27 protein-coding genes and 1 other annotated feature are annotated in these 26173 nt (G+C 38.7%); of the genes, 3 read left to right on the top strand and 24 right to left on the bottom strand.

Annotation, left to right across the window (positions count from 1 at the left end):
- Nucleotides 1–8: 8 nt before the first annotated feature.
- From yqeH to M2M59_RS06155, 3 genes are all read right to left on the bottom strand, one after another.
- Complete coding sequence (yqeH, locus tag M2M59_RS06165; protein WP_147193876.1) at nt 9–1112, bottom strand: ribosome biogenesis GTPase YqeH; 1104 nt, start codon at nt 1110–1112, stop codon at nt 9–11.
- Nucleotides 1109–1630, bottom strand: a complete 522-nt coding sequence (locus M2M59_RS06160; protein ID WP_147193879.1) for a YqeG family HAD IIIA-type phosphatase — start codon at nt 1628–1630, stop codon at nt 1109–1111. Before M2M59_RS06160 ends, yqeH begins: the two co-directional genes overlap by 4 nt.
- Before the next feature lie 126 nt (nt 1631–1756).
- Nucleotides 1757–2536 (bottom strand): phosphatidylserine decarboxylase, encoded by a 780-nt coding sequence (locus tag M2M59_RS06155; RefSeq protein WP_147193881.1) that lies wholly within the window; start codon nt 2534–2536, stop codon nt 1757–1759.
- 86 nt (nt 2537–2622) lie between these two features.
- Between M2M59_RS06155 and pssA the strand changes: the two genes are divergently transcribed.
- Both pssA and sigK read left to right on the top strand, forming a co-directional pair.
- Complete coding sequence (gene pssA / locus M2M59_RS06150; protein ID WP_066786218.1) at nt 2623–3162, top strand: CDP-diacylglycerol--serine O-phosphatidyltransferase; 540 nt, start codon at nt 2623–2625, stop codon at nt 3160–3162.
- A 104-nt stretch (nt 3163–3266) separates the two neighbouring features.
- Nucleotides 3267–3980, top strand: a complete 714-nt coding sequence (gene sigK / locus M2M59_RS06145; protein WP_066791851.1) for an RNA polymerase sporulation sigma factor SigK — start codon at nt 3267–3269, stop codon at nt 3978–3980.
- A gap of 258 nt (nt 3981–4238) precedes the next feature.
- Here the strand turns inward: sigK and mtnN are convergent, their stop codons facing one another.
- From mtnN to cymR, 19 genes are all read right to left on the bottom strand, one after another.
- A complete protein-coding gene (gene mtnN, locus M2M59_RS06140; RefSeq protein ID WP_066786216.1) occupies nt 4239–4934 on the bottom strand; it encodes a 5'-methylthioadenosine/S-adenosylhomocysteine nucleosidase in 696 nt (231 codons plus the stop codon).
- 139 nt (nt 4935–5073) lie between these two features.
- On the bottom strand, nt 5074–5880 hold the full coding sequence (locus tag M2M59_RS06135; RefSeq protein WP_147193882.1) for a YrrS family protein: 807 nt from the start codon (nt 5878–5880) through the stop codon (nt 5074–5076).
- 95 nt (nt 5881–5975) lie between these two features.
- The gene (locus M2M59_RS06130) at nt 5976–6257 is read right to left on the bottom strand and encodes a hypothetical protein (RefSeq protein ID WP_147193884.1); all 282 of its coding nucleotides are present in this window, start codon (nt 6255–6257) and stop codon (nt 5976–5978) included.
- Between the two features lie 207 nt (nt 6258–6464).
- Nucleotides 6465–6941, bottom strand: coding sequence for a transcription elongation factor GreA (gene greA, locus M2M59_RS06125; protein ID WP_066786206.1), 477 nt, complete (start codon nt 6939–6941; stop codon nt 6465–6467).
- Between the two features lie 115 nt (nt 6942–7056).
- A complete protein-coding gene (gene udk, locus M2M59_RS06120; protein ID WP_147193886.1) occupies nt 7057–7695 on the bottom strand; it encodes a uridine kinase in 639 nt (212 codons plus the stop codon).
- Complete coding sequence (locus tag M2M59_RS06115; RefSeq protein ID WP_147193887.1) at nt 7696–8970, bottom strand: peptidase U32 family protein; 1275 nt, start codon at nt 8968–8970, stop codon at nt 7696–7698. It lies immediately after the preceding gene.
- A 17-nt stretch (nt 8971–8987) separates the two neighbouring features.
- Nucleotides 8988–9917 (bottom strand): peptidase U32 family protein, encoded by a 930-nt coding sequence (locus M2M59_RS06110; protein ID WP_147193889.1) that lies wholly within the window; start codon nt 9915–9917, stop codon nt 8988–8990.
- Nucleotides 9918–9922: 5 nt separating this feature from the next.
- Nucleotides 9923–10555, bottom strand: coding sequence for an O-methyltransferase (locus M2M59_RS06105; protein WP_147193890.1), 633 nt, complete (start codon nt 10553–10555; stop codon nt 9923–9925).
- Between the two features lie 135 nt (nt 10556–10690).
- Nucleotides 10691–11806 (bottom strand): endolytic transglycosylase MltG, encoded by a 1116-nt coding sequence (mltG, locus tag M2M59_RS06100; protein WP_249775767.1) that lies wholly within the window; start codon nt 11804–11806, stop codon nt 10691–10693.
- A 78-nt stretch (nt 11807–11884) separates the two neighbouring features.
- Nucleotides 11885–12178, bottom strand: coding sequence for a DUF1292 domain-containing protein (locus tag M2M59_RS06095; RefSeq protein ID WP_066786187.1), 294 nt, complete (start codon nt 12176–12178; stop codon nt 11885–11887).
- Between the two features lie 124 nt (nt 12179–12302).
- Complete coding sequence (locus M2M59_RS06090; protein WP_147193893.1) at nt 12303–12590, bottom strand: DUF1292 domain-containing protein; 288 nt, start codon at nt 12588–12590, stop codon at nt 12303–12305.
- Nucleotides 12591–12599: 9 nt separating this feature from the next.
- On the bottom strand, nt 12600–13019 hold the full coding sequence (ruvX, locus tag M2M59_RS06085) for a Holliday junction resolvase RuvX (RefSeq protein WP_147195078.1): 420 nt from the start codon (nt 13017–13019) through the stop codon (nt 12600–12602).
- 2 nt (nt 13020–13021) lie between these two features.
- Nucleotides 13022–13288, bottom strand: a complete 267-nt coding sequence (locus tag M2M59_RS06080) for an IreB family regulatory phosphoprotein (RefSeq protein ID WP_147193895.1) — start codon at nt 13286–13288, stop codon at nt 13022–13024.
- 73 nt (nt 13289–13361) lie between these two features.
- Complete coding sequence (gene alaS, locus M2M59_RS06075) at nt 13362–16025, bottom strand: alanine--tRNA ligase (protein WP_249775766.1); 2664 nt, start codon at nt 16023–16025, stop codon at nt 13362–13364.
- A gap of 43 nt (nt 16026–16068) precedes the next feature.
- Nucleotides 16069–16274: a binding site (T-box leader), on the bottom strand.
- 67 nt (nt 16275–16341) lie between these two features.
- Nucleotides 16342–18798 carry an SF1B family DNA helicase RecD2 gene (locus tag M2M59_RS06070; protein ID WP_249775765.1) on the bottom strand — a complete coding sequence of 819 codons (2457 nt, stop codon included), beginning with the start codon at nt 18796–18798 and terminating at the stop codon, nt 16342–16344.
- A 20-nt stretch (nt 18799–18818) separates the two neighbouring features.
- The gene (locus M2M59_RS06065; protein WP_249775764.1) at nt 18819–19478 is read right to left on the bottom strand and encodes a tetratricopeptide repeat protein; all 660 of its coding nucleotides are present in this window, start codon (nt 19476–19478) and stop codon (nt 18819–18821) included.
- Between the two features lie 13 nt (nt 19479–19491).
- Nucleotides 19492–20613 (bottom strand): tRNA 2-thiouridine(34) synthase MnmA, encoded by a 1122-nt coding sequence (gene mnmA, locus M2M59_RS06060; RefSeq protein WP_249775763.1) that lies wholly within the window; start codon nt 20611–20613, stop codon nt 19492–19494.
- Between the two features lie 19 nt (nt 20614–20632).
- A complete protein-coding gene (locus M2M59_RS06055; RefSeq protein ID WP_249775762.1) occupies nt 20633–21775 on the bottom strand; it encodes a cysteine desulfurase family protein in 1143 nt (380 codons plus the stop codon).
- A 153-nt stretch (nt 21776–21928) separates the two neighbouring features.
- The gene (gene cymR / locus M2M59_RS06050; protein ID WP_066786159.1) at nt 21929–22348 is read right to left on the bottom strand and encodes a cysteine metabolism transcriptional regulator CymR; all 420 of its coding nucleotides are present in this window, start codon (nt 22346–22348) and stop codon (nt 21929–21931) included.
- 237 nt (nt 22349–22585) lie between these two features.
- Between cymR and M2M59_RS06045 the strand changes: the two genes are divergently transcribed.
- A complete protein-coding gene (locus tag M2M59_RS06045) occupies nt 22586–23878 on the top strand; it encodes a replication-associated recombination protein A (RefSeq protein ID WP_249775761.1) in 1293 nt (430 codons plus the stop codon).
- A gap of 35 nt (nt 23879–23913) precedes the next feature.
- Here the strand turns inward: M2M59_RS06045 and M2M59_RS06040 are convergent, their stop codons facing one another.
- Together M2M59_RS06040 and M2M59_RS06035 are read right to left on the bottom strand one after the other, a co-directional pair.
- A complete protein-coding gene (locus M2M59_RS06040) occupies nt 23914–25152 on the bottom strand; it encodes an ABC transporter permease (RefSeq protein ID WP_249775760.1) in 1239 nt (412 codons plus the stop codon).
- Nucleotides 25145–26044: an ABC transporter ATP-binding protein gene (locus M2M59_RS06035; RefSeq protein WP_249775759.1), complete on the bottom strand. Its 900-nt coding sequence runs from the start codon at nt 26042–26044 to the stop codon at nt 25145–25147. Before M2M59_RS06035 ends, M2M59_RS06040 begins: the two co-directional genes overlap by 8 nt.
- Nucleotides 26045–26173 lie beyond the last annotated feature (129 nt).

The raw sequence follows: 26173 nt of genomic DNA, 5'->3' as shown, positions 1-26173 counted from the left end.
GTTCCTCCCTATATCAATGACGGGCGAACTTGCACTTCGACTCCCTCTGGTGCGTATGCCGCAATTACGACATTTGGATCTTGTATTGTAATCCAGCCAAGCCCAGAAAAAACAATATCAGTTTTCGCTTCTTTAATTGAAAATTCATGGCGTACCAATTTCGGAAGTGCATCCATATGTTGCTTTGTAGGCGGTGATAGCAGCTCGCCTTTATGGTTTTCGTAAAGTTCATCTGCATTTTCGAGCTTAGTACGATGAATCATCAGTTCATTAGCAATATGCACTGTAAAGGCTGCTCTCTCGCCTTTAATAAAATCAAATCGCGCAAGCGCGCCGATAAATAGAGTTTGCGCCGGATTTAATTGAAATACCTTTGGTTTAATTTCTTTTTTGGGCATAATATATTTAAGCTCTGATGGATCTAAGTAATGCGCCATTTGATGATGATTGATAATACCCGGCGTGTCATAAATAGCTTGTCCATCTTCTAATGGGATTTCAATCATGTCTAGCGTAGTGCCAGGGAAATAAGAAGTAGTGATGATATCCCCTGCTCCTGTTGCTCTTTTAATAATTCGGTTAATGAATGTAGATTTCCCTACATTTGTACACCCAACAACGAAAACATCTTGTCCATTACGATAATTCTCTATTGCTTCTATCGCTTCTTCCATACCGCTGCCTTTATGCGCACTGACAAGCAAGACATCGATTGGTTTTAGCCCAAGCGCTTTTGCTTCTCTTTTCAGCCAATTAATCACTTTTTGCTTTTTCACTGATTTTGGTAGCAAGTCCGCTTTATTTGCGATGAGGAGTACCGGATTATTGCCAACAAAACGGTGTAATCCAGGTAACCAGCTCCCATTAAAATCAAATATATCTACAATTTTTACGATTAAGCCTTTTTGAGTACCAAGGCCGTTTAAGATGCGCAAAAAGTCGTCATCTGTCAAAGAAACAGGCTGAAGCTCATTGTAATTCTTGAGACGGAAACAGCGCTGGCATATGATTTCTTCTTTCTCTAACGTTGCTGCAGGAGCATATCCTGGTGCATTTTTATCTTCAGTTTGGATGGTAGTACCACAGCCAATACATTGTGGCATGTCTTTCATTCTTTTTCCTCCCACGTTTTAATTCCTTTTTTGCTTAAATATTTAAAAACACGGCGTTCGATGAAACGATTGAATCGTGTAACAAATCCGTCCGATTGTGCGACAGGCTTTACTAAAATCGTATATAACCTACTACGATTTGCTCCCATCATATCTGTGAGCATTTGGTCTCCCAGCATGAGCACTTCTTCAGGTCTCATATCAAGTAATGCAAGAGCACGTTTAAAACCCTTGCCAAGCGGTTTTTGCGCTTGGAAAATATATGGAATTCCGACCGGATCTGCAAATTTTTTGACGCGTGCCTCTTTATTATTCGACAGAATGACAACCTGTATTCCAGCATCCTTCATCTGTTGAAACCAGGCAATTAAGTCCTCTGTAGCATCTGCACGATCCCATTCGATTAATGTGTTGTCTAGATCTGTAATAATCCCTCGAATGCCTTTTTCTTTCAGCTTTTCCGGCGTAATATCAAACACCGAAAGTGCAAATTCGTGTGGCATAATCAATTTGTACATTTTTTCCTCCAATAAATCTATTCTCCTGCATTTACAGGCTGTTCCCCTAACAAATATATATGCTCAAGAAGCTAAGAAGGGGTGAACCTCCCGTAAAAGCCCAATGGTTTATCTACGCTCTACAAATTATAGCATATGTGCAAATGCTTGACCCACTTGGATCTTTTGTCCGGGAACAGTTTGTTCTAAGAATTCTGCGCTATTGGGTTCAAAAAGCATCACAACGGTTGACCCAAAACTGAAGAATCCTACTTCTTCTCCTTTTTTCCACTCTGTTGTTGTATTCGTCAAATGAATGGAATTCACGAACATGGCACCAACTTTAATGAACGCGCAAGTGGCACCGTTTGCTGTTTGTAGCTCTGTGATTTGTCGGTAGTTTTTTGAAATCGGCTGATCCCCATAAGTCAATCCTAAAGAATTAACGGGATAAGATTTTCTTCCAAGTGTAAATTGTTTTATCACTTCACCATCAATCGGACTATGAAGCCTATGATAATCCGCCGGACTAAGGTAAAACACAATGTATTTTCCATTGATATACTTTGCAATATTTTCTTCTTTGCCTAGTAGATCAACAAGGTTGTACTTTTTTTCCTTCACCAAAAATATACTGTTTTCTACAATATCGCCGCAGGATTCAATTTTTCCATCAACTGGGCTTGTATACAATTCAGTTCCTTCTGCAATCGGCCGAGCACCCTGTTTTAATTTCCGAGTGAAAAAGTCATGTAGATTATGGTATGTGTTATTTTCCGTTTCTTGCGTATCAATTCCATATAATCGTATATAGGAAGAAATTATTCTTTTGCTAAAGCGAGAACCAGCTATTCCTCGCAGTATCGTAGACGACCACCTGCCGTTTGTTAATTCTACAAGTGACCGGTAATATTTTTCTCGTAACATTGACAACCCTCATTTTAAAAAAGTTTTACACTCCCAATTAAAAGAAGTATAATATTGTAATACTGAACATAAAGGAATGATGTCCATTGTTTTTAATTGAAGTAGTGGATACCACAATTAAAAAAATGAAAGCACACTTAGCTAATACTATCACACTAGGGAATATCTCATTCGGCGGCGCCTCTATTATGGCAACCATCCATGAGTCCTTTAATTATGCTGTATTGTTTATTTTCATAGCTGCCTTTTTGGATCGTTACGATGGCAAAGTGGCACGGAAATTCAATCAAGAATCAGAGCTAGGAAAACAATTGGACTCCATGAGTGATATTATATCATTTGGTGTGGCTCCAGCGATATTAATGTATGAAATGACACTTGTCCATTTTGGCACGATCGGTATGATTGTCGCTGTATTATATATTGCATGCGGTGCATTTAGGCTGGCTCGTTTCAATATTACAGAATCCAATGGTTATTTCAGCGGTCTGCCAATTACCGCATCTGGTGCTATCTTAACGTTAACATTTTTCTTCATACCGGTATTATCCCCAGTTTTTTATATGTTTTTATTCCCACTTCTATCAGTTCTTATGATTAGCACGTTTACATTAAAGAAGGTTTAATTTGGCGAATAAGTATGACCTGCATTTGCAGGTCATTTTTTTGTTGTAAAATGACTTCTCTTGTCATATGATGTGTTACTCACATGTAAGGAAGGATGACGACAATTAGCTCCCTTTTAACAGCCATCATGCAACTGTGGGTCGATCTCCCCGTCTTACTTGGCTATTTAAAAGGCCAATCGTTTCCGCAACCCTTTTCAAAAGAGGAAGAAGCCGAGTGTCTCGAACGGTATATGAATGGCGATGAATCTGCAAAACTTGAACTCATTGAAAGAAATATGAGGCTTGTTGCGCATGTCGTCAAAAAATTCCATCCGAAACACGAACAGCTTGATGACTATATTTCCATTGGGACGATTGGGTTAATGAAAGCGGTCGCAAGCTTTACGCCGCAGAAAAAGACGAGGCTTGCTACATATGCAGCTCGTTGTATAGAAAATGAAATACTAATGCATTTAAGAAGCCAGAAAAAAGTTCAAAAAGACGTGTCTTTACACGAAACCATCGGCTCTGACAAAGATGGTAATCCGCTAGAAATTGCAGATTTTTTGCAAAGCGATGAACCTTCCACCGAACAACAGATTGAAAGGTGTGAAGAAGAGCAGCTTTTATATGAGCATCTAGATTTATTAGATGACCGTGAATTAAGTATTATTCAACAGCGCTATGGACTCGGCCAGCAAGAACCCAAAACCCAGAAGGAAATTGCAAAAGACATGAATATATCCAGAAGCTATGTTAGCCGCATTGAAAAACGTGCACTAGTCAAACTGTACCAGCATTTAAAAAAGAAAAATCATCGAAATTTTGAGCAATAAAAAAGAACTGCCATATATATGGCAGTTCTTTTCTATCTTTTAGATTCATTCATTCGGAAACTTCTGATACCATTATAAGGCTTAATACTGCTGTAATTGCCATAGCCGCCGCCATAATAAAAGTCATGAGAATCCCTCCCGCATCCTAAGTATGTAAGTATTTGTTGCTTTTATCTTACCACTTAAAAGAAGGCTTTGAATGGAACATTATGAACAACTGCTGTCTAAATTTTGGATAAATTGTGTCAGGCCAATGCCTTACGCTAACTTTGAAATAACCTTCAAAACAATCTCTGTTGAATGTTTTGCTGCTACTTGTAAAAATTCATCAAAGCTGATTGCAGATTCTTTGCCAGCAATATCAGAAAGAGCACGAATGACCACAAAAGGAGTATCAAATTGATAGCAAACTTGCGCTACAGCAGCTGCTTCCATCTCAACAGCTTTCATTGATTTAAAATCCCCACGTACTTTTTCCACACGAACAGGATCGTTCATAAACGAGTCGCCCGTTGTGATCAGACCAACTGCAAATTGGTGCTCGCCTATTTCTGTTACGGCTTCTTTCGCGATTTCGATTAGTTTTTGATCTGATTGGAACATAGCTGGCATTTGTGGAACTTGTCCGATTTCATAGCCGAAAATAGTAGCATCCACATCATGATGCCTTACTTCGTCTGAAATAACTATTGCACCGATATCAAGATTTTCATCATAGCCGCCTGCAGATCCCGTATTAATTACAATATCCGGTTTGTATTCATGCAGTAGCAATGTAGTTGTCATGGCTGCATTGACCTTGCCAATCCCGCTCTTCAGAAGGATGACATCATGGCCTGCGTATGTACCTGTCGTAAATTCACTATGCGCCATAGTTCGGCTCTCCGTATTTTCTAGTGTGTTTCTTAAATATTCTACTTCTTCTTCCATTGCGCCAATGACAGCAATTCTCATTTTTATACTTCCTTCCTTAGGATAAATCTACTCCATGCTGGGCCGTAATCTTCCCATATGAGATAGTCACTTATACCGCTTATTATATTACAACATAAAGAATGGCGATGCCTCACTTATAGGGGGCATCGCACATATTTTAATAAGCGCCTTGATGTGTTTTTAAGACTTCCAATTTAGTTGGTTTCCAACCTTTATTAGGAATCCACTCCATTGAAACACGATAGTTCTTGGTCTTGTCATTTGAAGAAACAATTCCGATTGACGTATTCGGGCTACCACCGTTCTTAACATACCATATAATCATATCATTTTCATCTAAGCCTGTCGTATGAGCAATCGTTTTTATTTTTTCGTTCCAATCAAGTGAACCTTTTGTATAGCTTGAATTATGGACATCGCTGGATTCTTTTTGTTTTGTTTTAGTTGGCTTCCATTTTGAATCGGTAACAACTTTTTTCACGTTTGGATCGTTAGAATCTTCGACTTTAGCTGTATGACTGTATTGGTCACTGTCTTTCTTACTTTCTTCATTATCTTGTGTTTCATCTGAAGCTGAATTATTATCTTCATCACTAGCAGTCTCTTCTTGTTCACTAGACGAATTATCGTCTTCCGCTTGTGCATCACTTTCTTCTTCAGATGCGTCTGCTTTTTCTTTCTTGGCCTCTTCCGCTTGTTTTGCTTTCTCTTTTTCTAGCTCTTTTGAATCTTTTTCTACTATATTATCTTTTTCGGATTCATTTTCTTGCGGTGTTTGTTGGGCAACTTTATCACTTTTAGTGTCTTTGTTATGCGAGCCGCCAATGACAATGAAGCCAGCTACAACGAGTATAAGTGCAGCTACAACACCAATTAACACATTCAATATTTTATCCATTTTCTTTTTATCTGTGTTTTTTGGTTTTTTGCCATTCGGATTATATCGGCGTCCAATTTCAGCCATAAGTCTCCCCCTTACTTCTTTACATGATGACGCGCATCATCTGGTTTGGTTTCTTAATACTCTTGTCTATCATAGCATAAAAACAGAATACGCTTCTAGCTTTGCGAGTATACATGAAAAGCATTCCAGGTAGCCCCAAAGCATATAAAATAAGGATTAAAGTCGTATTCATTTCTTTTACAAGTAACCGCAGACCCAATAACATGCTTTTTAATTGTTACTGTCGTTTGATTTCCGTAGTTTTCAAAACAATCAGCTATAATTAATTGATTCGTATGGTACTGATATTTAATAATAATCATGAGTGATATACCCAAAGTTAAAATACCAACGCTACCGAAAATCGCGATTGACTTTTTCTTTTTAGATGTTTTCAATTAAATCTCTCTTTCTTTCGTTTCATAATTCAGAATATAATATATTTTATTTTTCCTTTTTTTCAACCATTTAATAATGGCTGATACGTTTACTTAATCTATTTATAACAAAAACCTCATTTGTTGAATACAATAATTTCCGTTTAATTGCGTTTAATAAAAAAAGAAGACAATACAAACGATTGTCTTCTTTAAAGGTTTTACATTTTATTTAATAGAAATAATCTCGACATCCATGTCTCCACCAGGTGTATTGACTTTTACACGGTCTCCCACTTTATTGCCAAGTAGGGCTTTAGCGATTGGCGAATCATTTGAAATACGACCCTCGAAAGGATCTGCTTCTGCTGAACCTACGATTGTGTAAGTTTCTTCGTCGTCTTCCTCTAAGTCCTTGAATGTTACTGTACGGCCAATTGTTACGATATCAGATGTACTCGCGCCTTCTTCGATAATCATGGCATTACGAATCATTGTTTGCAAAAGCGAAATACGGCCTTCTACAAAGCCTTGTTCGTCCTTCGCAGCATCATACTCGGAGTTCTCCGATAAGTCACCAAAACCACGCGCTGTTTTGATGCGTTCAACAACTTCTTTACGTTTAGTTGAAATTAAGAATTCTAATTCTTCTTCTAGTTTTTGCTTACCCGCTGCAGTCATTGGGTATTGTTTTTCTGCTGCCATTTTATTCACTCCTCGATTGCTTCTTCATCATCTTAATAAAAATACTATGTCGCTACTCGTTAAAGCATGCGACATAGTTTCTAACAAGAATATTTACTAATCATTTACAATGATATTACACAATACTATTTGTTTCAAGAATTGTTTTTATTTTTGTAACCATTAAATCAATTGCCACTTCATTTTGGCCGCCTTCTGGAATAATAATATCTGCATAACGCTTAGTTGGCTCAATAAATTGATTATGCATCGGACGAACAACAGAAAGATATTGCTCAATGACAGAATCCATTGAACGACCACGCTCATTGATATCGCGTAAAATACGGCGAATAATCCGCAAGTCTGCATCCGTATCCACAAATAATTTAATGTCCATCAATTCACGCAAGCGCGGATCAAAAAGTACCAAAATTCCTTCAAGAATGATAACATCTTGTGGATCAATATGAATGGTTTCTTTTGAACGTGTATGTAGTGCATAATCATACACTGGTTTTTCAATGGATTTTCTTTCTAATAAACGCTTTACATCACTAATTAATAAATCCGTATCAAATGCATCCGGATGATCATAATTCGTTTCTAGTCGTTGATCAAATTCCAAATGGCTTTGATCTTTATAATAAAAGTCTTGCTCAATCACTACTACTGAATGTTCTTTAAATACATCATGGATGGCATGTGTCACACTTGTTTTGCCAGACCCAGAACCTCCAGCGATGCCAATCACAACTGGACGTTGTTTTTCCATCTACCGCATCTCCTTGCGCATCATATTCATTGGATACAGCTTCTCAGCACATTTGAAACGAACGATTTGCAATGGATGTCTAGCAGCATCAAGTGCTTGTCCATCTTCATCCCATACTTCGTCAATGACAACTTTAAAGTTTTCAATTTCAGGCCCGAAAAACTCTACTTCGTCGCCAGGTTTAAAGTAATTACGTTGCTGTAATGTAACCATTTGTGTTTCTTCATTGTAATCTAAGACCATGCCAACAAAATCAAATTTCGTTTGCTTGCCATGTTCACCGAACATTTGTTGTTCATATCCAGGTTGTCCTTCAAAGAAAGAAGAAGCTGTTTCACGGTTTGCACATTTATCTAGCTCTTCAAGCCATTCAAGTTTAATTTTGAAATTATCAGGATCTGCACAATATGCGTCGATTACTTTACGATAGACACTGACTACAGTAGCTATATAGTGAATCGATTTCATACGACCTTCAACTTTTAAAGAATCGATACCTAAGTCAATAATTTTTGGAATAGATTCGATAAGCTTCAAATCTTTCGGGCTCATTGCAAAGGCTTCGTTGCCTTCTTCAAATAAAGGCTTTTCTTCACCATCTTCTACTGCATATAAATCATAATCCCATCGACATGATTGGCAACAACCCCCACGATTAGAATCACGCGCAGTCATATGGTTAGATAAAACACAACGACCAGAATAAGCAATACACATTGCGCCATGAACAAATGACTCAATTTCAATATCCACTTTTTCTTTCATTAGTTTGATCTCTTCTGCACTTGTTTCACGTGCTAACACGACACGCTCTAATCCTTCTTCTTTCCAATACTGAACAGCTTTCCAGTTGGAAAGGGATTGTTGCGTACTTAGATGGATTTCTAATTTTGGTGCAACAATTTTACATGTCTCAATAATTAATGGATCGGCTACAATAATACCTGCTACTCCTGCGCCTTCCAGTGCTTTTAGATATTCATCAAGTCCATCCATATTATCATTGTGAGCAAAAATATTCGTCGTCACATAGATTCTGGCACCATATTTATTAGCAAATTCTACACCTTCGCGCATTTCATCGATTGAGAAATTTCCTGCGTTTGAACGAAGACCAAATTCTTGGCCGCCGATAAATACAGCGTCTGCACCATAGTGGACTGCAATTTTTAATTTTTCCAAGTTGCCTGCAGGTGCTAGCAATTCGGGTTTTTTAACGATGACTCTTTTGCCATCACGAATTTCGCTTATCGTATCGTCTTTTAATAATGTCACGGTTTTTTTCTCCTTTCCTAGTATACAGTTTCCTTGAAGAAGAAGCCTGTATCCAATGGACGCAACTCTGGTTGAATTTCTTCAATTTTTGCGAGTAGTTCTTCTTTTATATCGAAGTATGCATCAGGAGATTCAGTGTATGCATCAATTGCTTTGCGGTAACACTCTGTTACAGCGACCACATATTCTTCTGTATGCAAGACACCCTCAATTTTGAAAACGTCGATTTCAGCTTCAAATAATTCATCTAATTCATCAATAATACACATATCATTCGGACTGAAAATATGCGTACCGTTTAAATCCTCGTATATTGGATATTTGCTGTTTCGTTCTGGATCATGCAAGAACATATTGCGATTGTTTTTCCGGTTTTCAACTTCCATTGCTTTGCCTTCATACAGGAAGTAATGGCCAAGCAGTGGTCGTTTCGACTGGAACATACATGTCATTCCGTGCACTTGGACTTCGATTTCGATTTCGGCATTTTCTTTAATTTCAACAATTTCATCCATGCTTAATTCACGAGCAAGGACAGCCCTTGTTGCACCGCGTTTGCCCCAATAATTAGCTTGGAACCAGTTCGTTGCAATTGTTTCTGGGTTCCAATGTAATGGGATGTTAACGTCTGCTTCACGTCTAGCAATGATGACTGATGGATCGCCAAAAACGATGCCATCCACACCTATTTCTGATAATGCTTTCATATAAGGTGCTAGTGCATCCACCCGATCATTATGGAAGATAGCATTCATCGCAACGTATACTTTTTTTCCAGCATTGTGAATGATTGCAGTAGCTTCACGTACTTCTTCAATAGTAAATTCTCCTGCTAATCGTAAACCAAATTGCTGTTCACCTATTAAAAAGGCATCTGCACCTGCTTCAATAAGCGCTTTAATATGTGAAAGCGATTGTGGAGTTACAAGTAATTCAGGTTTTGTCATTATGGTCACCTCTTTATACAAATCAATAATCCATCACCAACTGGGAAGAATGTGGATTGATAATCTTCATTTTCTATCATCCAATCCGCAAATTGATGCAAATTACGAATCATCGTTCTTTTCCGCCTAGGTACCTCTGAAAGATCCAGATCGGAAAGGCCGTGCATATACATATTATCGATATATATAATACCGCCTTGTTTTATAAGCGGACTATACTTTTCAAAGAACTTTTGATATTGCCCTTTTGCAGCATCGATAAAAATAGCATCAAATGCTGAGTGATGATTTTCTATATCTACTTCTAATGCATCGCCTGAGATGATTTCCACTTGCTCAGCAACAGAAGATTTCGAAAGGAAATGTTTAGCTTGCTGTACACGGTTTTCATCTCGTTCAATTGACACTATTTTTGTTTCGGGCAATGCCTCAGCCATACGAATGGCAGAGTAGCCAATTGCAGTGCCAATTTCTAATATACTTTTAGGTTGTTGGATTCGGAGCATTTGCAGCAATAATTCAATTGCTGGCAGTTGCATAATAGGCACAAAGTTTTCTTTTGCGAATTGTTCCATCTCAGTAAGCAATGGATTTCGTGGTTTTATAAAGGACATTGTATATGCATCCGAAATAGCCATACAATTCCCTCCTTATTTTTTCAAAAATACACTTTATCTTATCACAAAAATAGAAGAAAAGCGAGAGCCGCTCTTCTCCTATCTTAGTTATTCAAACCTAATTTCAATAAATCGGTTCAGCATCTTTTTCCTAGTTTACTTTATATATTTCTCAACTTTACCTAAATGTTCATCATACGTTTTAGAGAAATGATTGTTACCGTTTTTGTCTGACACAAAGTATAGGTATTCTGTTGTTGCTGGATTTATTGCAGCCTCAAGTGATTCCTTACCTGCGTTTGAAATAGGGCCTGGTGGCAATCCCTTAATCTTATACGTATTGTATGGATTTTTCACTTCTAAATCTTTATAAAGGACCCGGGATTTATGCTCTCCTAATGCATAAAGAACAGTAGGGTCGGTTTGAAGTGGCATTTTGCTTTCTAAACGATTATAAAAGACACTAGCAATCGTTTCACGGTCGGTTTTGGCTGTTGCTTCTTTCTCCAAAAGGGAAGCAAATGTTAAAAATTTATGAACAGATAAATGTTTTTGCTTCAATTGGCCAGAGTAATTAGTGATAACCTCATTGGTCTGTGCAATCATTGGCTCTATGATTTCCTGTAATGTCGGCTTCTCTTCGAAATACGGGTATGTTGAAGGGTATAGGTAGCCTTCAAGTGGATAGCGTATATCTTTTTGGTCAATTGCTTTTGTAACGGTACGTGGATACGCTTTTTTCATTTGTTTAATGAATTTCTTGCTATTCACGAGATCCATAAACTCTTTTTTCGAGTAGTTTGTACTTTTTTCAACTTTTTCTGCAATTTGGTCAAGAGTTAAACCTTCTGGGATTGTAATCGTAAAGATTGGCGTACGGTACACTTTCCCTGTTTTCAGACTTTTGATAATTTCATCGATCGTCATAGAAGAAGTCAGATTATAGGTACCCGCTTGAAATTCTGATTCATTTTTTACCTTTGTATAATACTTGAAGACTTTAGCATTTTTAATAATATTTTTATTCTCCAAGGTTTCGGAAATAGTATCAATCGATGAACCGATCGGGAGATTAACTTTGACTGTTTTAGTTGCATTTTCATCTACTGGCTTTAACGCATTATTTACATAAAAATACATACTTATCCCAAGAATCAGTGCAAGTGCAATAAATACTCCTGATGCAGCTAATACAATTTTACGTACAACCCTTTTTTCAGACTGCCGTTCTTTTATTTTATTGATCTGATCTTGGTTTTTCTTCTTTTCCACGTAGGTAATTCCTCCTTAACGGATGTTTGCTGCACAAAAAAGCGGAATGCTAGTTGCTCATTCCGCTTAGGCAAACAATTACTCTTCGCCAAATTCAGCGTCAAGAGTGTTTAAAACTTCTTCCACCATGTCCCATTCTTCATCAGTTTCAATAGGAACAAGTTCTCCGCCTTCACCATCTTCAGCTGGGACAACAGCAGATGCAAAGATTTCAACTTCTTCGCCTTCTGCAGCGCCTTCTTTATAATATAGTACATAGGAGCGGTCAAAATCCTCAGAGTCGAATGTATAAAGTACCGCGTATACTTGTTCGTTACCGAATTCATCTACTGCCACGATGTGCTCGTGATCATGTTCGTGTTCATGTGCCATTTAGGTCACCTCTTCTATATATTTTATGCTGTCTACTTCAGCAGCATCTTAAGTATTCCTTTTGTATTGGATAAATACATATTGCCGAGCATTTATTTTAAACTAAACTGCCAACTCTCTGCAATTATCCTTGTTCAATATCCTCATCCAACTCTTCAATAACAGATTCGATGTAATCCCACTCTTCATCTGTTTCGATTGGAGTAAGTTCACCGTCTGTTCCATTATCTGATGGTTCATAGGAGGATGCGAAGATCTCAACTGTGCCATCTTCGTCTTCTGAACCAATAATAGAGTAAAGTACATATGATTTGCCGAATTGTTCGGAATCAAATGTATGAAGCACTTCGCAAAGTTGCTCATTGCCTTCATCGTCTACAATTGTAATATGTCTTTCTTCAAATTCTTCCATAATTCCACCTCATAACTGTTTTCGGTCTAAGTATCCTTGGAGAATCATAACCGCCGCCATTTTATCAATGACTTTTTTTCGATTTTTGCGACGTACATCCGCTTCGATTAGCAAACGTTCCGCAGCCATTGTTGTCAATCTCTCGTCCCAAAGCGTTACTGGCTTAGAAAATGTATCTTCTAAAAGCTTTGCATAAGCCTGTGATGCCTCGCCTCTTGGTCCAACGGTATTGTTCATATTTTTGGGGAAACCTACAACAAATTCAGCAATGTCATACTCATTCACCAGCTCTTGGATTCTTTCAATGCCGAATTCATTATTTTCCTCATCAATTTTTACCGTTTCGATACCTTGGGCTGTCCAACCTAGCGCATCGCTAATTGCTACGCCAATCGTTTTGGAGCCAACATCTAAACCCATTATTCTCATCATTATGCCTCGTTATTCTTTTTAATATAGAACTTAACCAACTCTTCTAAAATTTCGTCACGTTCAAGTTTACGAATTTTGTTCCGTGCATCCTGATGACGAGGGATATAAGCAGGATCTCCTGATAATAGATAACCAACGATTTGATTGATAGGATTGTATCCTTTTTCTTCTAGCGCTGCATGTACTCGTTGCATGGTTTCTCTAACTTCTTGTTCCATCGATTCTTCAGGGAAATTAAATTTCATCGTCTGATCAAACTTACTCATGCAGGGCACCTCACTTTAAAATAGTAGAATAACGTCTTGTATCTATGTTAGTATACCCTATTCAACAAACCTTTTAAATAGATTTTACATAATTATACACGGAATCCAACGCTTCTTCCAATTTAGAAGCATCTTTTGCACCCGCCATCGCCATATCAGGACGGCCTCCGCCTTTGCCTCCGCAAATCTCTGCAACTTCTTTCACAATCTTGCCTGCGTGATAGTTTCCGTTTGCTAGATCTTTTGTTACCCCGGCAATCAGCATAACTTTACCTTCAGATGCTGCGCCTAAAACAATGACACTATGGTCCATTTTAGCTTTCAAATCATCCATTAGTTGGCGTAATTGATTGTTGTCTTTTGCTTCAACCTTTGTTGCCAGCACCGTTACTTCGCCGATTTTCTGTGCTGATGATAAGATAGTTGAAGCTTGTGCACCTGCTATTTTGGCAGATAATGACGCATTCTCGCGTTGTTGCTCTTTCAACTCTTGTTGAAGACTTTCCACACGTGCGACTAAGTCTTTCGGATTTGCTTTCAGCAAACTAGCAGCTTGTTCTAAAACATGCTGTTCTTCTTTCGTTGCTTGATATGCAGCTTTGCCTGTTACAGCTTCAATACGTCGAGTGCCTGCACCAATACCGCCTTCTGACATAATTTTAAAGAATCCAATTTCTGAAGAACGTTTAACATGGATACCACCGCATAGTTCAATAGAATAATCGGACACTTGTACTACGCGCACGACATCACCATATTTTTCACCAAATAAAGCCATTGCACCAATTTCTTTCGCTTCCGCAATTGGCATCTCCTGAATAACTACTGCGATGTCATCCCAGATTTTTTCGTTAACGATCTGCTCTATTTTTTCTAACTCTTCTTTAGTAACAGCGCCAAAGTGTGAGAAGTCAAAACGAAGACGGTCTGGTCCTACATATGAACCCGCTTGGCTTACATGATCGCCTAACACATCTTTTAGTGCGCGTTGCAATAGATGTGTTGCTGTATGGTTCTTCACAGTCAAGTTACGTTCTGTGCGATCAACTTGTGCAAATACATCTTCACCTACATGCATTTCGCCAGATTCAACAATAACTGTATGCAATGCTTGGCCATTTGGCGCTTTTTGGACATCTTTTACAAATGCATTGAATGAATCGTTGCTAATTGAACCATGGTCAGCAATTTGCCCACCCATTTCAGCATAGAAAGGTGTTTCAGCAAGAATAATTAGTGCTTCATCACCCTCTGAAGCTGTTTTTTCGATTTGTCCATTTACTACCATTGCTGCAATTGTTGTGTTTGTCTCAAGAGTTTCATAACCCACAAATGTGCTTGCCTCTGTTAGGTTTGCAAGTACTTCTGATTGGACATGCATAGAATCGACATCTTGGCGTGCATTACGAGCACGTTCACGTTGAACTTCCATTTCTGCTTCGAAACCTTCAACATCCACTGTCATGCCTACTTCTTCTGCATATTCCTCTGTCAATTCGACTGGGAAGCCGTAGGTATCATATAAACGGAATGCATCTACTCCAGGAATGCTTGTTTGTCCGTTCGCTTTTTGGGCTTCTACCACTTCATTGAAGATAGAAAGGCCGTCATGTAATGTCTCATGGAATCTTTCTTCTTCGTTCTTAATAACGCGAGCGATAAATTCCGCTTTTTCTTTCACTTCTGGATAGAAGTCAGCCATGATCTCACCAACTGTTGGTACAAGTTGGTACATGAATGGTTTTTCGATACCTATTTGTTTTGCATATCGTACGGCACGGCGAAGTAAACGGCGAAGCACATAACCACGACCTTCATTTGAAGGTAATGCTCCATCACCAATTGCAAATGCCACTGTCCGGATGTGGTCTGCAATGACCTTGAATGGCGTGTTTATATCTTCCTCGCTGCCAAAGATTTCATTTAAATCGATTTCATTTGGGCGTTTGTATTTACGATTTGCAAATTCTTCAATTTTCTCGATAATTGGCATAAACAAATCTGTATCAAAGTTAGTTGGCACATCTTGAACAACTGAAGCCATACGTTCTAGGCCCATACCTGTATCAATGTTTTGTTTTGGCAGAGGTGTATATGTGCCATCTGGATTATGATTAAATTGAGAAAAAACAAGATTCCATATTTCTAGATAGCGCTCATTTTCACCGCCCGGATATAATTCTGGATCTTTCAGGTCGTTGCCGTATTTCTCTCCGCGATCGTAGAAAATTTCTGAGTTAGGGCCACTAGGACCTTCTCCAATATCCCAGAAGTTCCCTTCCAAACGAATTAGGCGTTCTTCTGGAATACCAACTTCGTCTTTCCAAATCGTATAGGCCTCATTATCTTCCGGATGTATGGTAATGGACAATTTTTCACCTTCAAAGCCCATCCATTTTGGATCTGTTAAGAACTCCCACGCATAGTGGATAGCTTCTTTTTTAAAGTAATCACCAATAGAGAAGTTCCCAAGCATTTCAAAGAATGTATGGTGGCGAGCTGTTTTGCCGACATTCTCAATATCATTCGTACGTATTGCTTTTTGTGCATTTGTAATACGTGGATTTTCAGGGATCACTGAGCCATCAAAATATTTTTTCAACGTTGCTACTCCGGAATTGATCCATAGTAATGACGCGTCATTAATTGGCACAAGCGGCATACTAGGTTCTTGTTTGTGTTTTTTCTCTTCAAAGAATTCGATAAACTTGCGACGAATTTCTGCTGATGTTTTCATTAATTTTCCTCCTTTTATATATAAAAAAACCCCCATCCACTGTAACAGGGACGAAGGTTTCTATTCGCGGTACCACCCTAATTATAATAGCTTTTGCTATTATCACTTAATTACCTTAACGCGGCACACGGTAGTTTTTGGCTACACTCAGGAATAGCTTTTCCAAATTGGGTAGTGAAGGTTCTCACAGCCTAGGAACCTCTTTCTGTACACGGACCAACAAGTACTTTTTTCCTTCAACGTATTGCAGTATTAGAGATCAATCTTGTTTAAATAGGATAACTCTTACTTATTTTAAGAAATGCTTTTACTTCTGTCAATTCTCATTATTCATAAAATCATAAGGGCTAATGCCCGCCATTCCAATCATTGGATGAATGCCTGAATAATTATCTAGCGTTAAAGCAACAGGTAACTTGTCCTCTACTGATTGTATTGCTTCTTTCTCAGTTGATTCCGTTTTGGTATCATTCTTTTCTTCTAGCGATTTGATTTCAGTTGTCTCATCCAATGATAAACGCTCTACAAGTGAGGTATGGCGTTTCATATCATCTGTTTTTTGAAAACCATACACAAATGTGTCTGGCTCGCCACATAGGATAAGAAAATTTTTAGCTCTTGTAATACCTGTATATAGCAAATTTTTCCGAAGCATTTTGGAATAACCGCGGACTATTGGCATTATAACCATCGGAAACTCGCTTCCTTGCGATTTGTGAATGGAGCAGCAATACGCAAGCGTTACCTGATTTAGATCACTTTTTTGATACGTTACTTCAATGCCATCAAACGATACAACCATTAAATCCGTTTTTTCAATCGTTTCTTTTGCCTTCACAATTGAAATGACTTCACCCATATCGCCATTAAACACATTGTTATTTGGCTGATTAACAAGTTGTAGCACTTTATCGCCAATCCGGTAAATCGTATCACCAAAGGCAATCTCTTTTGTCTTTTGGTTTTTTTTGGGATTTAGTAATTCTTGTAGCATTTTGTTCATTGCATCAATGCCCGCATTGCCACGATACATTGGTGCGAGCACTTGGACGTCATGAATAGAAAAACCTTTATTAATAGCACTCTTGACCACTTGCCCTACAACGTCTGCAATTTGATCTTGGGTTGCACGTATAAATGAACGGTCACTTGTTTTCACCATCAAGTCTTGAGGGACAGTACCACGTTTCATTTCATGTGCCAACTGAATTATTGATGACCCTTCTGATTGCCTATAAACATCTGTTAACTCCACTGTTGGAATGGCTTTTGAGGCAAGCAGATCCTTTAAAACCTGTCCTGGACCTACCGGCGGAAGTTGGTCTTGGTCGCCTACAAATATTACTTGGCAGTCATCATTCAATGCCCTCAAAAGTTGATGTGCGAGCCATGTATCAACCATTGACATTTCATCGACTATAATAAGCCGCCCCATTACTTCTCGCTCCACATCTTCTTCCTTTTCTTGACCCGTGAAACCTAACAAGCGATGAATAGTCATTGCAGGCAGTTCCGTTGATTCGCTTAAGCGCTTGGCAGCTCTACCTGTAGGAGCCGCTAGAACGATTGGAAAGGCCTCTTCTTTCTCTGCATAATCTTTAGGGTTTAGCGAGAGCCCATGAAGTTCTGCATAGACATCCACTATTCCCCTGACAACTGTTGTTTTCCCCGTTCCGGGGCCCCCCGTTAAAATCATTACAGCTGAATTAATAGCCGTTTCAATTGCCTTTACTTGTGTATCAGCATATGTAACACCAAAGCGCTCTTCTGCTTCACCGATTACTTTTCTTATCTCAGAAGAAGGAAAAGATGATTGCTCTTCATTTTTTTGAGCTAGCTCTGTAATCTTCGAAGCAATTCCTATTTCAGAATAATAAAGAGACGGCAAATAAACTCTTGTTTCTTCACCGCATACTTTACCATTCTCGCCTAGTTCAATTATTGCTTGGGAAATATCATCGTATTCAATCGTGCATGACTGACTCGATTCAAGCATCGCCTTGGAAGCAGGCAAAATTTCTCTTGCATCTAAAAAAACATGCCCTTCTGATAACGAGGCAGTGTTTAACAAGTGAAGTATAGAGGCCTTGATGCGGTCGGGATGGTTGCCGGTGATTTGTAGCCTAGCGCCCAGTTCATCCGCTCGCTGAAAACCGATCCCCTCAATATCTTCAATGAGGCGGTATGGATTTTTTTGTAGTACTTGTAGTGTCTCACCTTCATACATTTGATAAATCTTCACAGCAATTTGAGCACCAAATCCCCATTCGTTCAACTGAATCATAATGCGGTCAAGTCCTAAATTTTGCTCAAGTACCGAGCGCAGTGTTTGTTTTTTATCTTCTGTTAAGCGTGGAACGTCATCCAACACATCAGGATTTTCAATAATGGTTTTAATAGCATCTGCACCTAGCTGTTGAACAATCGTTTCAGCTGTACGGTGGCCTATCCCCGGAAATAAATCGCTAGATAAATATTGCACGACACCTGTTTCAGTTGCTGGAATCTCTTTTTCAAAAGTGGCAGCTTGAAACTGCAGCCCATATTTAGGATGCTGTTTCAGCTGCCCTGTATAACGGTATAACGCTTCTTCTGAGACAGCAGGAAAATAGCCTGCGACAATAATCTCTTTTTCTTTATAATCCGTATTTGTTTCCTGGATTTTCAATTTAATAATCGAGAATAAGTTTTGTGCATTATGAAATATTGTGACGACAGGCCGGCCGACAATAAAAAGTGGTTCATCGGAAAACAAAGATAGATTTTCAGCCAACGCTGCCACCACCTTTCTTTTTAATCTTTTTTCATTGCAAGCATGTCATGAATGTAACGTGCTTGATCAAACTCTGGCTGCAAAGTAAAAGCTTGCTTTAAATGATACTGTGCATCTTCTATCTTATCGGTAGAAACAGCATACAGGACACCCAGATTATAATGGGCATCGGCATTGTTCCAATCTGTATCGATTACATACTTCAGTTCTTTTTCTGCTTCATTAAAAAGCTCTAAAGTAGCTAGCATAATGCCATAAGAAAGCCTGATCTGTAAATCTTCCGGTGCTAGTTCTGCAGCTCTTTGCATATAAGGCAATCCGAGTTTCGGCTCGTCGATATGTTCAAAGCTTTTGCCAAGCATAAAATAAGCGTCTGCTCCTTGAATACCATGGCGGATAGAACGTTCATAAAGTTTTGCTGCTTCTGTATACCGTTCTGAATTGTAGTAAAGGTTTGCAAGGCCATAATAAGCAGTTGCCGCAGATTCATCCAATGAAATAGCTTTTTGGAAGAATCGCTCTGCTCGCTCGATATCATCAAGCGATGCAAGCAAATTTCCAAAGTTAATATAGCCAATTGTTTCATTTGGATTCTCTTCTATAGCTTGTGTAAAGGCTTTTGCGGCATCTTCATACCGTTTTTCTTGGATGGCTTTAATACCTAACTCATTTAAATCCATATTTTCACCTCTATTACCCTACATACGTTAGTTTTTTACTGTCTTTAAATACTTCGTCTATTGTAGCGCCACCTAAACATTCATCACCTTCATAAAGTACAACAGATTGGCCAGGAGTGATAGCACGTGTTGGTTCGTTGAATGTTACGTACCATTCATCATCACCAGTGATTTCAACTGTCACCGGCACATCTTGTTGGCGATAGCGGAATTTCGCGGTCGCTTGGAATGTTTTCGGCATATCACGATGCGTCGTGAAGCCTGTTTTTACAGCTTTTAAGCTTGTTGAATAAAGCTTATCATTGTGGAAGCCTTGTCCCACTAATAATACGTTGCGTTTTAAATCTTTCCCCAGAACAAACCAAGGATCGCCGTCTCCACCAATCCCAAGGCCGTGACGTTGGCCGATTGTATAATACATAAGGCCATCATGCTTGCCTATTACAGTGCCATCGAATGTTTCCATATTGCCAGGTTGTGCAGGTAAATATTGACCTAGGAATTCTTTAAAGTTTCGTTCTCCAATAAAGCAAATACCAGTTGAATCTTTTTTCTTAGCTGTTGCAAGGCCCGCTTCTTCAGCGATTTCTCTAACGCGTGGTTTTTCAAGTTCACCAATCGGGAACATAACTTTTGAAAGTTGTTCTTGTGAAAGCTGGTTTAAGAAGTAAGTTTGATCTTTATTTTGATCAATGCCACGAAGCATTCTTGTTTCGTCATCGCGTACTTCAACGCGTGCATAATGGCCTGTTGCTAAATAATCCGCACCTAGCTTTAATGCGTGTTCTAAGAATGCTTTAAATTTAATTTCTTTATTGCACATCACATCAGGATTCGGTGTACGTCCTGCTTTGTATTCTTCTAAAAAGTACGTAAATACTTTGTCCCAATATTGTTGTTCAAAATTGACTGCATAATATGGGATACCGATTTGATTACATACTTTAATAACATCTTCATAGTCTTCAGTCGCAGTACATACGCCTGAATCATCGGTATCATCCCAGTTTTTCATGAAAATACCGATAACATCATACCCTTGTTTTTTCAGTAGATAAGCTGCTACGGAAGAATCGACTCCTCCAGACATACCAACCACAACTCGGGTTTGTGAGGGGTCTTTCGTTGTATTCATATTGTTCACCTTTTTTCTATTATTTCGCTAATCGTTTTACAATCTCAATGGTCCGTTCTGCCGCTGTATCAATATCTTCTAGCTCTAATCCATAGCCGAAGCTATAACGAATCGAATTCCGAAGCTCATCTGCTTCGCTTCCATACATTGCAACAAGTACATGCGATGGATCAATGGAACCGGCCGTGCAAGCAGAGCCACTAGATGCTGCAATACCTGCCATATCCAAATTGACTAAGAATGATTCGACATCCATATTTTTAAAGCTAATATTCATAACATGTGGCAAGCAGTATTGCTCATTTCCGTTTATATGATAATCGATTTCCGCCTGATCTAATTTCTTTAAGAAGTGTTGGTGGAATTCTTTGTATGCTTGTTGTTTCTCTTCAAAATTCCTTTGCGCAATGGCTACAGCTTCAGCAAATCCGACAACCGCTGGAACATTTTCCGTTCCTGCTCTGCGCTTACGCTCTTGTTCTCCACCATAGATTAGTGGCTTTAGCTTTGTTTGATCGCGTTGATATAAGAATCCAATGCCTTTTGGACCGTTCAATTTGTGGGAAGATACTGAGAGCAAATCAACGTGCAAATCATTGACATCAATCGGTAGAATACCAAACGCCTGTACCGCATCAGTATGGAATGTTGCACTATGCTCTTTCAACAACTCGCCGATTTCTTTAATAGGCTGTATAGTACCGACTTCATTATTTCCAAACATAATCGTTACTAAGATAGTATCAGCGCGTAAGGCTTTTTTGACGTCCTCAAGAGAAACACGACCCGTTTCATCAACAGGCAAATAAGTTACCTCATAACCTTCTTTCTCCAGTTGTTGACATGTATGAAGAACTGCATGATGTTCTACTACAGTTGTGATAATATGGCGGCCTTCATTCTGTTTCGCATAAGCAGTGCCTGTAATAGCCAAATTGTCTGCTTCACTACCGCCGCCTGTCACTATAATCTCCTGGTCTTTCGCCCCAATGCTTTTAGCTAAAATATGTCGAGCGTCATCCAAGTGCTTTCTAGCAAAGCGGCCAATTCTATGAATGCTAGATGGATTGCCGTAAACTGATTCCATACTTTCTACCATTTTGGAAATCACTAGTGGATGCATGGGTGTTGTAGCCGCATGGTCAAGGTAAATTTCTTTCATCTTTAAAACTCCTTCTAAACCGGTTTAACGGGCAGTAAGATAGATTCCCCCGTACAAAATTGAGTTAAAAAACAAACAGTTAGAGGGGGTAACTGCCGTCAATACCCTCGCAGAACATCTAATTTCCATTGGTACTCTCTGAATAGATGCTGCTTATATATAAAACATATATCCTTTATCATCTGGCTCTTCTGTATAAGAAGCTAAATCTTCTAGGCTCGTTTTCTCTAAAACCTCTTTGACAGCGTCACGTACACGAAGCCATAACTGTCTTTGAGCGGGAGCTTCTTCCTCAATCCCTTCAACAGGCTGAATTGGGCCTTCTAACACTTTAATTACATCTGCCGAAGAAATCAAATGAGGAGGCTTGGAAAGCATATATCCTCCATATGCACCTCGAACACTCTTAACGAGACCCGAATTTCTTAGTGGTGAAACTAGTTGTTCTAAGTATGCTTCCGATAAATTATTCTGGGATGCGATTTGCCTAAGAGGAATGGGCCCTTGTCCATATTGTTTGGCAAGTTCGATCATAATGGTTAGCCCATATCGCCCTTTTGTTGATATTTTCATTTATACACCTCTATATTTAGCGAATTTGTCTATGCACAAGTATAGCATATTTCCCTTCATTCTACTCGGGTATGATTTATGAACATGCACATTTGGCTTTTATCTGTTAATCCTGAACAGGAATTAATAAGTAATGACAACAAGATTTAAAATGCCTAATCTATTTTAATGCAAAGCTAGTGAATATTTGAGAAAATAACAAAGTAGGCTTTAGATATTAGAAAAGAGGTGACCACGTTGCCGCAACAACCACTTGCATTTCGCATGCGTCCGCGCAATCTAGATGAAGTTGTCGGTCATCAAGACATCATTGGACCAAAGACTAATTTATATAAAATGATTCAAAAAGGTCATGTTCCCTCCATGTTGCTATATGGAGAACCTGGTATAGGTAAAACATCCATTGCATTTGCTATTGCTGGTTCTTCTAACTTGCCGTTCTTTGCATTGAATGCGACAAGGGCTGGAAAAAAGGATGTAGAGGATGTAGTAAATGAAGCGAAGATTGTGGGACAAGTTATATTATTCCTTGATGAAATACACCGATTCAATAAATTGCAACAGGATACATTACTTCCGCACGTTGAAAATGGTGCTATTATACTCATCGGAGCCACAACAGAAAATCCATTTCATGATGTGAATCCAGCCATACGTTCACGCTGCGGTGAGATTAAGCAGCTAAAAAAGCTCGACGAAAGTGAAATAGTTTCATTAATTCAACGGGCTCTAGAAGATAAAGAGCGTGGCCTTGGCCAATATTCAATTCGCATAACTGATAAGCAAATTCAGGAAATTGCTCTTGCAGCAAACGGTGATGCAAGGAAAGCTCTTACTCTGCTAGAATCTGTTTATTACGCCTCTGATGAAGAAAATGACGAGACAATTGTCGATGATGCGACTATCCAAAGCTTAGCTGAGCGCATCGGTGTTTACGGAGACCAAAAGGGTAGCCATTTTTATAACTTATTATCTGCGTTACAAAAATCAGTTCGCGGAAGTGATCCTAACGCCGCCATTTATTATCTAGCTAACCTCTTAGAAAATGGCGATTTAGTTGCTGTCTCAAGGCGGCTTCTAGTCATGAGTTACGAAGACATCGGTCTAGCCGCTCCTGAAGTAGGCGCACATGTACTTGCAGCTATCCAATCCGCCGAACGACTCGGTATGCCGGAAGCTCGCATACCGCTTGCATCTGCTGTAATCGAGATGTGTTTGGCTGAGAAATCTAATTCTGCCATCACAGCGATTGATGCAGCTATTTCTTCTATCCATCAAGGAAAAACTGGTGACATCCCGCTCCATTTGCGAGACGCTCATTATAGCGGAGCCAAAACACTTGGCGTAGAAGGTTATCAATATCCACATAATACACCTGTCGGCACATTTGGCGGTTGGGTAGACCAAGAATATTTGCCAGACAAGCTAGTCGGCTCAGAATTCTATAAACCCGTAATTGCCGGACAAGAAAAGCGAATGGCAGGCATTTATGATCATTTAAACCAATTAAAAAAGAAAAATAAAAAATGATTGAAAAGGCTAAGCCTCTTCAATCATTTTTTTCATTATGTTGTTACTTTTAAAACCGTTTTAATTTTTTGCATCATGCCGCCTGAGCTGTATGTCAATACACTTCGTTTATAGAATGAAAAACTGATGTAGAACAATACGATAACTGTGACGATCAGGATAATAAGCGCAATCAACGGCTCCATTGGTGAAAGATCTGTTGCACTTATGCGTAGCGGCATAACCATTACGGTCATAAACGGGATATAGGATGACACTTTTACTAGCATCGTATCTGGGCTAAACAAGCCGGACATCAAGATATAAAAACCCGCCATACCCATTAACATTGCAGGCATCATAGCTTGGCTAGCTTCCTCTACTTTTGATACAAGCGAACCAAAGAGCGCCCCCATAATTAAGAATAAGAAAATGGACAACAATAAGTATGCAATAGTGTATAAAATATAGGTTGAAGATAGATGGTCAATCGTATTCGTTACTTTATCCCATTTAGAACCGCCATCCACAACTAAAAACAGCGCTACTTGAACAACGATTAACACAATGAGCTGAGTTAGCGCCAGCAAATATGTTCCGGTAATTTTCGCCAAGAAGTGCGTGGAAGGCTTTATACTTGCTAGCATTACTTCAAGCACACGCGATCCTTTTTCAGATGCGACATCGGTGGTTATCATCGATAAGAATGAAATAACAAAAGAATAGACAATGGAACCCATTAAAATAGAAACACCGATCCCGGCAGATTTTTCATCTTCACTTTTACCTGTGCCTTTTTGTTTATCTAAGTTTTTAGAGATAATCGTTGTATTGGCATCAAGAATCTGTGCAGCCTGATCGCTTGTCAGATTCAACTGTTGTACGGCATAAATTCTGCCAGCATATTGAATCATCCCTGACAAAGCGGTTTGATCGTTATATTCAAGCGGTTCAAATGTCGCTATTTCTGCTTCCATTTGTTTATTCTTGCTCGTAAGAAAAACAGCTGCGTCGTACTTTCCATTCTTTACTTTCTTTTCGACCTCAGCCCTTGATTGATCTGTAAAATTAAATTTCATGTCTTTATCCGATTTAAACAAAGGCTTGAAATCCTGTTCTGTCTCATTAACCATCGCAATTTTCACAGGCTCTTCAGAAAATAATGCAGCCTTAATATCAGACCAGAACATTACACAACTAATTACGGCAACATACAAAAGAATAGATAGAATAAATGATTTCGTTTTAATTTTTTGTTTATAAAGCTGTGTAACTAAAATCCAAAACTTAGACAACTATACCACCTACCAAATCTTTGAAAATTTCATCAAGAGTTAAATAATCCATGCTGAATTTATCCATATATTGACCTCTACTAATTTGTTCAAATAGCTGTTTCCCGTATGTTTCGTCTTCCAGTGTAAGTGTGTATCCATCTCTTGTTTTTTTGACGTTTGTTACGCCTTCTAACATATGTAACTCTTTTTCTGTTAAATCTGTTCGAATGCTTAATTTCTTTTTACCATATTGTTCTTTTAAGTCTTTTAAACTACCAGTGAAAAGCGAAACGCCTCTTTTTAATATGCACAAATGGTCACAAAGCTCCTCAACATTAGCCATTTGGTGGCTAGAAAATAAAATTGTGGTTCCTTTTTCTTTTAAATAGAGAATGGCATCCATCAAAAGCTCACGGTTTACAGGATCCAGACCACTAAAAGGTTCATCAAGAATTAAAAATTCAGGCTGGTGGATAAAGCTTGCAATCAACTGCACTTTTTGTTGATTCCCTTTTGACAAGGTTTCCGCTTTCGCCTTTCTTTTGTCGACTAGTTCAAAACGTTCAATCCAATAATCTACATCCTGTTTTAAATCTTTTTTGCCCCTGCCACGCAAAACACCAAAGAAATAAAGCTGGTCTTCAACGGTCATTGATGGAAATATTCCTCGTTCTTCCGGTAAATAGCCCAGGACATCTCTGTTTACTTTATTGATAGGTATATCATTCCAAGAGATGTTTCCTTCCGTCGTTTCCTGTAAATCAAGAATCATACGGAAAGTAGTTGTTTTACCCGCGCCATTTTGCCCGATCAAACCGAATATCTCTCCTTTTTCAATCGTAAATGAAAGCTGGTTAACCGCAGTGAAATTTTGGTATTTCTTTGTGACATGATCAATTTTTAAAGCCATAGTTGTCTCCTTTTATAAAAATTTTCCGAACATATTACATATACGTTTAGTACAGCATAAAGTATTCATTTATTTAACTATTTAAGTGCAGTATCACTGAAAAATTTCTGAAAACTAATTGTCTTCATT

It is taken from the genome of Rummeliibacillus sp. G93 (assembly GCF_023515935.1).
Taxonomy (GTDB): Bacteria; Bacillota; Bacilli; order Bacillales_A; family Planococcaceae; genus Rummeliibacillus; species Rummeliibacillus stabekisii.
Note: the sequence above shows the minus strand (reverse complement) of the source record. Positions and strands in the feature narration are given on the sequence as shown.